At 70.7% G+C, this 7395-nt stretch carries 6 protein-coding genes; 2 read left to right on the top strand and 4 right to left on the bottom strand.

From position 1 onward, the window contains the following. Both ACWCQ6_RS34775 and ACWCQ6_RS34770 read left to right on the top strand, forming a co-directional pair. The coding region (locus tag ACWCQ6_RS34775; RefSeq protein ID WP_451096154.1) for an amidase family protein at window positions 1-773 on the top strand (773 nt) is incomplete at its 5' end. A gap of 106 nt (window positions 774-879) precedes the next feature. Beyond that, on the top strand, window positions 880-3396 hold the full coding sequence (locus ACWCQ6_RS34770; protein WP_451096152.1) for a SpoIIE family protein phosphatase: 2517 nt from the start codon (window positions 880-882) through the stop codon (window positions 3394-3396). 84 nt (window positions 3397-3480) lie between these two features. On the opposite strand, the gene ACWCQ6_RS34765 is transcribed toward ACWCQ6_RS34770, so the two are convergent. The 4 genes from ACWCQ6_RS34765 to ACWCQ6_RS34750 all read right to left on the bottom strand — a co-directional run. After that, entirely contained in the window at window positions 3481-4545 is a 1065-nt protein-coding gene (locus ACWCQ6_RS34765; protein ID WP_451096150.1) for a lipoate--protein ligase family protein, read from the bottom strand. 143 nt (window positions 4546-4688) lie between these two features. Continuing rightward, complete coding sequence (locus ACWCQ6_RS34760) at window positions 4689-5318, bottom strand: hypothetical protein (RefSeq protein ID WP_451096148.1); 630 nt, start codon at window positions 5316-5318, stop codon at window positions 4689-4691. Between the two features lie 221 nt (window positions 5319-5539). Continuing rightward, on the bottom strand, window positions 5540-6289 hold the full coding sequence (locus ACWCQ6_RS34755; RefSeq protein WP_451096146.1) for a PfkB family carbohydrate kinase: 750 nt from the start codon (window positions 6287-6289) through the stop codon (window positions 5540-5542). Between the two features lie 305 nt (window positions 6290-6594). Next, on the bottom strand, window positions 6595-7395 hold an 801-nt coding region (locus tag ACWCQ6_RS34750; RefSeq protein ID WP_451096144.1), incomplete at its 5' end, for a phosphopantetheine-binding protein.

Genomic DNA, 7395 nt, shown 5'->3' with positions numbered 1-7395 from the left:
TCGCGCCGCAGCTTGCCGGGCACGGTGACGAAGGTGCAGTAGTGGCACTTGTCGCCGCCGCGGACGCCGCCCGCCGCGACCCCGGCCGGCTCCGCATCGCCCTCGCCTGGCGCCCCCCGCTCACCCTCACCGGCTCCGCGCCCCACCCCGACGTGCGGCGGGCCGTCCTCGCCCTGGCCGAGGCCCTCGCCCGCCTGGGCCACGACATCGAGGAAGCCAGACCCCGGTACGGGCTGATCGGCCTCGGCTTCGTCCCCCGAGCCACCGCCGGGATCGCCGAACTCGCCGCCCGCCACCCCGACCCCGCCCTCCTCGACCCGCGCACCCGCAGCGCACTGCGCACCGGCACCCGACTGGGCGGCCGGGTGGTACGGGCGGCCAGGGAGCGCGAGGTGCGCCAGCACCGCAGGATCGGCGCGTTCTTCCACACGTCCCGGGGCGGCTGCGGCTACGACGTCCTGCTCACCCCGACGACCGCCCTGCCACCGCCCCCGATCGGCCGCTTCGACGGGCTGAGCGCCTGGCGCACCGATCTGGCGATGACCGAGGCCTGCCCGTATGCCTGGCCCTGGAACGTGCTGGGCTGGCCCGGCATCAACGTACCGGCCGGGTTCACCGCTGACGGGCTGCCCGTCGGGGCGCAGCTGCTCGGCCCGTCCCGCAGTGAGGAACGGCTGATCTCCCTCGCCGCCCAGCTGGAGGCCGACCGGCGCTGGTACGAGCACCGGCCCCCGGCCCCGCCCGTCCCGTCCCCTCCGGCCGACGGGCGCTGACCACCCCCGCAGGTCCACCCCCGCAGGTCCACTCCTGCCTCCGGTCGCTCGCACCTCGGCGCGGGAGGCGGGATCATGGACAACGAGTCGATGGGTGGTGGCCAGTATGGCGTGTGCAGGACCGCAGCCGGCGCCCGACGCCGAGCCCACGCCGCCCAGCAGCACGCCCCGGCCCTCCTATGACACCGCGAGCGACGCGACCGCGGTGGTCTCCGGCACCGGAACGGTCGTCGGCTGGACGCAGAGCGCGCAGGAGCTGCTGGGGTACCGCGCCGCGGACGTGGTCGGGCGGTCCGGCGGGTTCCTGCTCGCCATGCCCGAGGACCCGGTCCGGGTGGCCGGGATCGCCGAGCGGTGCCGCGCGGGCGTGGGGTGGCGGGGCGTCGCCGATGTCCGGCGGCGCGACGGCGGCCGGATCGAGCTGGACCTCCGGGTCTCGGCCTCGTTCCACCTGGACGGCCGAGAGTGCTTCCTGGTCTCCGGACGCGAACGAAAGCCGGAGTGGACGGTCGGGCAGTCCGTGGTGGACGCCTTCCTGACCGGTTCGCCGATCGGCGTGGCGGTGATGAACCCGGACCTGCGCTGCACCTGGATCAACGACACCCTGGAACGCTTCAGCGGCGTACCGCGCGAGCACCGGATGGGCCGCCGGCTGAGCGAGGTGCTCCCGGGGCTGGAGACCGAGGCCCTGGAGACTCTGATGCGCGGTGTGCTGGACACCGGGGTCCCCGTCATCGACTACGAGTACCTGGGCTGGACCTGGGCCGATCCGCACCGAAAGCGCGCCTACTCCACCTCGTACCTTCCGCTGACCGACAGCGACGGCAGCATCACCGGCCTGTGCTACATGGTGCTGGACGTCACCGATCGGTGGAAAGCCCAGCAACGCCTGGCCCTGGTCAACGACGCCGGAGCCAGCATCGGCTCCACCCTGGACGTGATGCAAACGGCTCAGGAGCTGGCCGACTTCGCGGTGCCGCGGTTCGCCGACTTCGTCATCGTCGACCTGCTGGAGCAGGTCGCCAATCCCGATGAGCCCGTTCCGTGGCCCCTGGGCGCGCGGCTGTCCGGCCAGGACCTCGCCCGGTCCGGTGCCGTCACCGGTCCCGCCCGGCCGAGGATGCGACGGGCCGGGATGAGCTCGGTGCGCGAGGGCTGCCCGGAGGCCCTCTGCCGGGTCGGCGATCAGGTGGACTTCGTGCCCCCGCCGCACGACATCCGGTTCCTGATCGACGGCGAACCCGTCCTCATCCCGGTACTCGACCCCGACGACCACATGTGGGCGGTCGAGCAGCCCGCCAGGGCGGCGAGGATCCGTGAGTACGGGCTCCACTCCCTCATCTCCGTACCCATGCGGGCCCGGGACACCGTGCTCGGGCTGACCACCTTCGTCCGCTCGGTGAATCCCGCCCCCTTCGAACCGGACGACGTGCTCCCGGCCCGCGAGATGGTCGCCAGGGCCGCCGTGTGCGTGGACAACGCCCGCCGCTACACCCACGAGCACACCGCGGCGCTGACCCTCCAGCGCAGTCTGCTCCCACACACCCTGCCCGGCGGAATGGCCCTGGACGTGGCCTCCTCCTACCTCCCGGCGGACACCAAGGAGGGGGTCGGGGGCGACTGGTTCGACGCGATCCCGCTGTCCGGCGCCCGGGTCGCCCTCGTCGTCGGCGATGTCGTCGGCCACGGCATCGGCGCCGCCGCCACCATGGGCCGGCTCCGCACCGCGGTCCACACCCTCGCCGACATGGACCTGCCGCCGGACGAGCTCCTCGCCCACCTCGACGACCTCGTGCTCCGCCTGAGCGACGAGGAACCCGAGAGCGAGGAGAGTGGCACCACCGTGCTCGGCGCCACCTGTCTGTACGCCGTCTACGACCCGGTCACCCAGCAGTGCATCATGGCGCGCGCCGGCCATCCGCCGCCCGTCGTCGTCGCCCCGGACGGGCGCGTCAGCTTTCCCGAACTGCCCGCCGGACCTCCGCTGGGCCTGGGCGGGATGCCTTTCGAGACGGCGGAGATCACCCTCCCGGAGGGAAGCCTGATCGGTCTCTACACCGATGGACTCATCGAGGGCCGGGACCGCGACGCCGAACTCGGCATGTCCCGCCTCGGCGGCGCCCTGGCACAGCGCGGTCTCCCGCTCGACGCCCTGTGCGCCGCGGTCGCGGAGCAGTTGGTCCCGGTTCCCCAGCGGGACGACATCGCCCTGCTGCTCGCCCGCACCCACGAGCTGAGCGCCGACCACGTCGCCTCGTGGGAGATCCCCGACGACCCGGCCGCCGTCGCCGGGGTCCGCGCCCGGACCGCCCGCCTGCTGAGGGCCTGGGGCCTGGAGGAACTGGAGATGACGACCGAACTGATCGTCAGCGAGCTGGTCACCAACGCGGTGCGCTACGCCACCGGGCCGATCCGGCTCCGGCTGCTGCGCCAGTCCGTCCTGATCTGCGAGGTCTCCGACACCAGCAGCACCTCGCCGCGACTCCGGCACGCCCGCACCACGGACGAGGGCGGCCGCGGCCTCTTCCTCGTCGCCCAGCTCACCCGCCGCTGGGGTACCCGCTACACGGCCGAAGGCAAGATCATCTGGACCGAGCAGGAACTCCCGGCGACGGAAACCTGACACTCTTCGAGAAGGCCTCCGGGCGAGCCTCCGGGGGAGGCCCAGCCCGCACGACTCGGCTCACGGCACCGCTCACGGCGCGGCTCACGGCACCCGAGCGGTCCACTCCTCGGTGCCGAACTTCGTCCGTACGAGCTCCTCGGCCCGCGCCATCTCCTCGTCCGTCACCTTGCCCCGGGTGAGACCGTGCCGGCTGCGGAAGGAGTCGATCATTCGCTCGATGACGGCCTCGCGCGCCAGCCCCGTCTGACGGCGCAACGGGTCGACGCGCTTCTTGGCGCTCTTGGTGCCCTTGTCGGACATCTTCTCCTTGCCGATGCGCAGGACCTCGAGCATTTTGTCGGCGTCGATGTCGTACGACATGGTCACGTGATGCAGGACGGCTCCAGGGCCACCGCCAGGGCCGACCATTCGCTTCTGGGCGGCGCCTGCGATCTTTCCGGCGTCGGTGGCGATGTCGTTGAGGGGCTGGTACCAGGCCTTGATGCCCATGTCGCCGAGCGCGCCGAGTACCCAGTCGTCGAGGTAGGCATAGCTGTCGGCGAAGGAGAGGCCGGAGACCAGCGACTCCGGCACAGACAGGGAGTACGTGATGGTACTCATGGGCTCTACGAACATGGCTCCACCACCAGAAATGCGGCGTACCACGGTCATTCCGTGCTTCGCTGCCCCTGCGGGGTCCACCTCATTGCGCAGCGACTGGAAGCTGCCGATGACCACAGCAGGCGAGGCCCATTCCCAGACCCGCAGCGTCGGAGCCCGCCGCCCGGCGGCCACCTCAGCGGTGAGGACTTCGTCCAGTGCCATGTGCAGGGCCGGAGCCTGCGCTTCCATGTGCACCAACTGCCAGTCGTAGTCGCTCCACTCGGTCGCATGGGCCAGCGCTCGCCGAACAGCGATGCCGACGCCCTCCGCGGTCAGTCCGAACATGACGGTCGACTCCGGCAGCGCTGCCGTGATCCGGGCTGCCAGGCCTGCGGCGTCCGTTGAGGACGGGGCACCCTCCAGGGCCCTGTTGATCGAGAGGATTGCCTCGTCGGGCTCCAGGAAGAAGTCCCCGGCGACGCGCACGTTGCGTAGTACGCCTTCCTCGATGTCCAGGTCTACGACGACAAGCTTGCCGCCGGGCACCTTGTACTCGCCATGCACGGCTTTGTTCCCTTCCAGTGCGCGGCGTGGCCCCTGAGCCTGTTGCTCCGACATGGTATAGACGCGCACATACCTCGTATCGCACTTTAATGCTTGTGCGTGACAAGCGGCTGTGCAGCCTTGATGCCGCTGGAGAGCAATGCTCAAGACCTGTGGATCGGTTCCGGGAGGGAGGCGGAGGGCGTACCTTCCCGAATGATCCTTTGAAGGTCACCGAGTAGGCCCACGTTGCAGCGCGGGTCGGATCGGGCACTGCGGCGCCGGTCTCGGTCAGGATGCGCTCGACCTCGGCCGCGACGGTGGGATCGTCCCAATCCGGGTGCAGGATGTGCACCTTCGTCTCGACGCTCACCTGCGCGGTGATCTCGACCCCATGCCGTGTACGGCGACGGCTCGACGTAGACGGGTGCGCCGATCACCGGGGGCGCCCCCACGAGGCGGGGAGCGCGATCAGGGAGGTCGAGCAGCGCGTCGACGGTCGCGTCGAGTGCCGTGTTCGTCTGGGCCATGTTGCGCGCTTGGAAGCCCGGGAAGCGGGACTGGGGCGGAGCCGACGGCAGAGTTGGCGGTCCGAGCTTGGTGACGCGCACGATGCGCGTGGCCACGGCCTGGAGGAGGGGGTCGGGGAATTCGAGGCGGGTGCCGGCCTCGGTCAGCGAGTAGGTCTGGAAGTCGGTGGTGAGCACGATGACCGGGACGTCCGAAGCAGCGGCGTATCCGATCTCCATGCAGACCCCGTCGTCGAGGCTCGGGCCGTGCAGGATGGCGACCATGGCGTCGAGGCGGCCGAGGTCCAGCTCGAACAGGCGGCGTCCTTTGACCTTGGGCGACCAGGTCCTCCTCGTCGGTGTCGCAGAACGGCAGGAAGACGCGTTCGGGCCCGACTTTCGCGGCTCGTCGATCGGCGAGGTCGGCGGCGAGAGCGCGGTCGTGTGCGGCAAAGAGCCGGTGGGCTACGTAGACGGACACCGGGAGAGGCCCCCAAGTCGTCAGGTCAGCCGCGACGGGGCGCGGGGATCGGAAGGGACGGGGCCGCGACGTACCTGGCAGCGGCTGCAGTCGCCTCCGCCAGAGCCTGGGCGGCTGTCGCACCCTGCGAACGATGTGCCAGGAAGGTCCCGGCCAAGGTGTCTCCGGCGCCGGAGACCTCGCGCGGAGGACGCGGCGGCGGAACGGCGGAGGCCACCTGACGTCCGAAGCGGCGAACCACTGCTGCCCGGGGGCCATCGGTGATGACCACCTCCGGGAGCGCACCGGAGTCGATCACTTGCTCCAGGAGCCGGTGCTCGGCAGCGTTGACGAACAGGGTGGTCGCCTTCGGCAGCCAGCGGGCGGCAGCACGGACCATCTCTTCCGCGCTCGGCAGAAAGAAGTCCACGCTGAAGTCGGTCCCGTCCCTGGCGAGTCGGTCGAGTACTGCCGCCACGTCCAGCGGGCGGCGGCAGCAGACGTGGTAGGTGCCGTGCTGGTACAGGTCCACGTGTCTGAGCGCGTGCTCGGTCAGTCCTTCGGCCACGCCGTAGTCCGTGCCTACTCGTATCAGCTCGCCTTGCAGGTCGTACTCCAAGTCGAAGGTGGTGGACATGCCGTCGACCTGGACCCGTGCCGACCAGTCGAGCGTGTCCAGACCCGGCACCTCCGGAAGGTGCGCGAGATCGTTTCCGAGAACGCAGACCGGGACCGCCCGGAGGCCGGCCCTTGCCGCCGCCGTCCAGGGCCGCCAGCGTCGCGAGCGTCCCGTCATCGTCGCGATGATGAGCAGTCGCTGGGGCCACTACCCGGCTCGGGGCAGGTCCGGCAAGGTGGTGTGGGCCGAGGCCGGCCTCAACCCCGTGAGTCGTGGCGGTGAGAGCGAGAGCCTGGAACGGCCCCCGGGCCGGCCTCCGTCGACCGGGCGCGGACAGCCCCGGCCCGACCCGCACCTGCTCGGCCGACTGGTCGTCAGCGAATCCAGCGCAGCGCTCCGCGTCGTCCTGACGTTCTCCACGGGCATGTACAGGGTTGGGCGAGAGGTCTGCCGTTTCCGGTGCCGGGCGTAAGGCAACTCGATCACGATGTACCTCCCTCTCGGGACATGCGGCGGAACTTGGGCCGTGCGGGGCGTGCGCCGGGAATGAGTTTCGAAAGCTGTGCCACTGTGGGCGCCTGGAACACGTCGCGGACCGACAGATCCGCCCCGAGGCGGCCACCGATGCGGGTGGTGAGCTTGCTGACGAGTAGGGAGTGGCCGCCGAGGTCGAAGAACGAGTCGTCGACACCGACGGAGTCGAGACCAAGGACTTCGACGAACAGTTCACAGAGGGCCTTCTCGTGCGGTGTCTCCGGAGCTCGGTGGTCTCCGCCAGTGAACTGCGGTTCGGGGAGGGCTTTGCGGTTGACTTTGCCGTTGGCGGTCAGGGGGAGGGCGTCGAGGATGACGACTGCTGCCGGGACCGCGTATTCGGGCAGGCGCTCGGCCGCGAACTTCCGCAGCTCGGCGGAGTCCAGAGCCGCGGTGTCTGCGGCCGTGGTATCCGCAGCGGGGACGACGTAGCCGACGAGTTGCTTGCTCCGGCCCGGTCCGGCCTCCCAGGCGGCCACGACGGCTCGGGCCACGCCTTGATGCCGTGCGATGGCTGCTTCGATCTCGCCGAGTTCGATGCGGAAGCCGCGGATTTTGACTTGTTCGTCGGCTCGGCCTGTGTAGGTGAGCCGGCCGTGGTTGTCCCAGCGGACGAGGTCGCCGGTGCGGTAGAGGCGTTCGCCGTTTCCGAAGGGGTTGGCGATGAAGCGTTCGGCGGTCAGGGCGGGGCGGTTGATGTATCCGCGGGCGAGGCCGGCGCCGGTGACGTAGAGCTCGCCGGTGACGCC

Source organism: Streptomyces sp. NPDC001880, from assembly GCF_053594575.1.
Note: the sequence above shows the minus strand (reverse complement) of the source record. Positions and strands in the feature narration are given on the sequence as shown.

Coding starts and splice junctions, on each gene's coding strand:
- ACWCQ6_RS34770 (WP_451096152.1), top strand. CDS start 880: ATGGCGTGTGCAGGACCGCAGCCGGCGCCCGACGCCGAGCCCACGCCG.
- ACWCQ6_RS34760 (WP_451096148.1), bottom strand. CDS start 5,318: ATGGTCGCCATCCTGCACGGCCCGAGCCTCGACGACGGGGTCTGCATG.
- ACWCQ6_RS34755 (WP_451096146.1), bottom strand. CDS start 6,289: ATGACGGGACGCTCGCGACGCTGGCGGCCCTGGACGGCGGCGGCAAGG.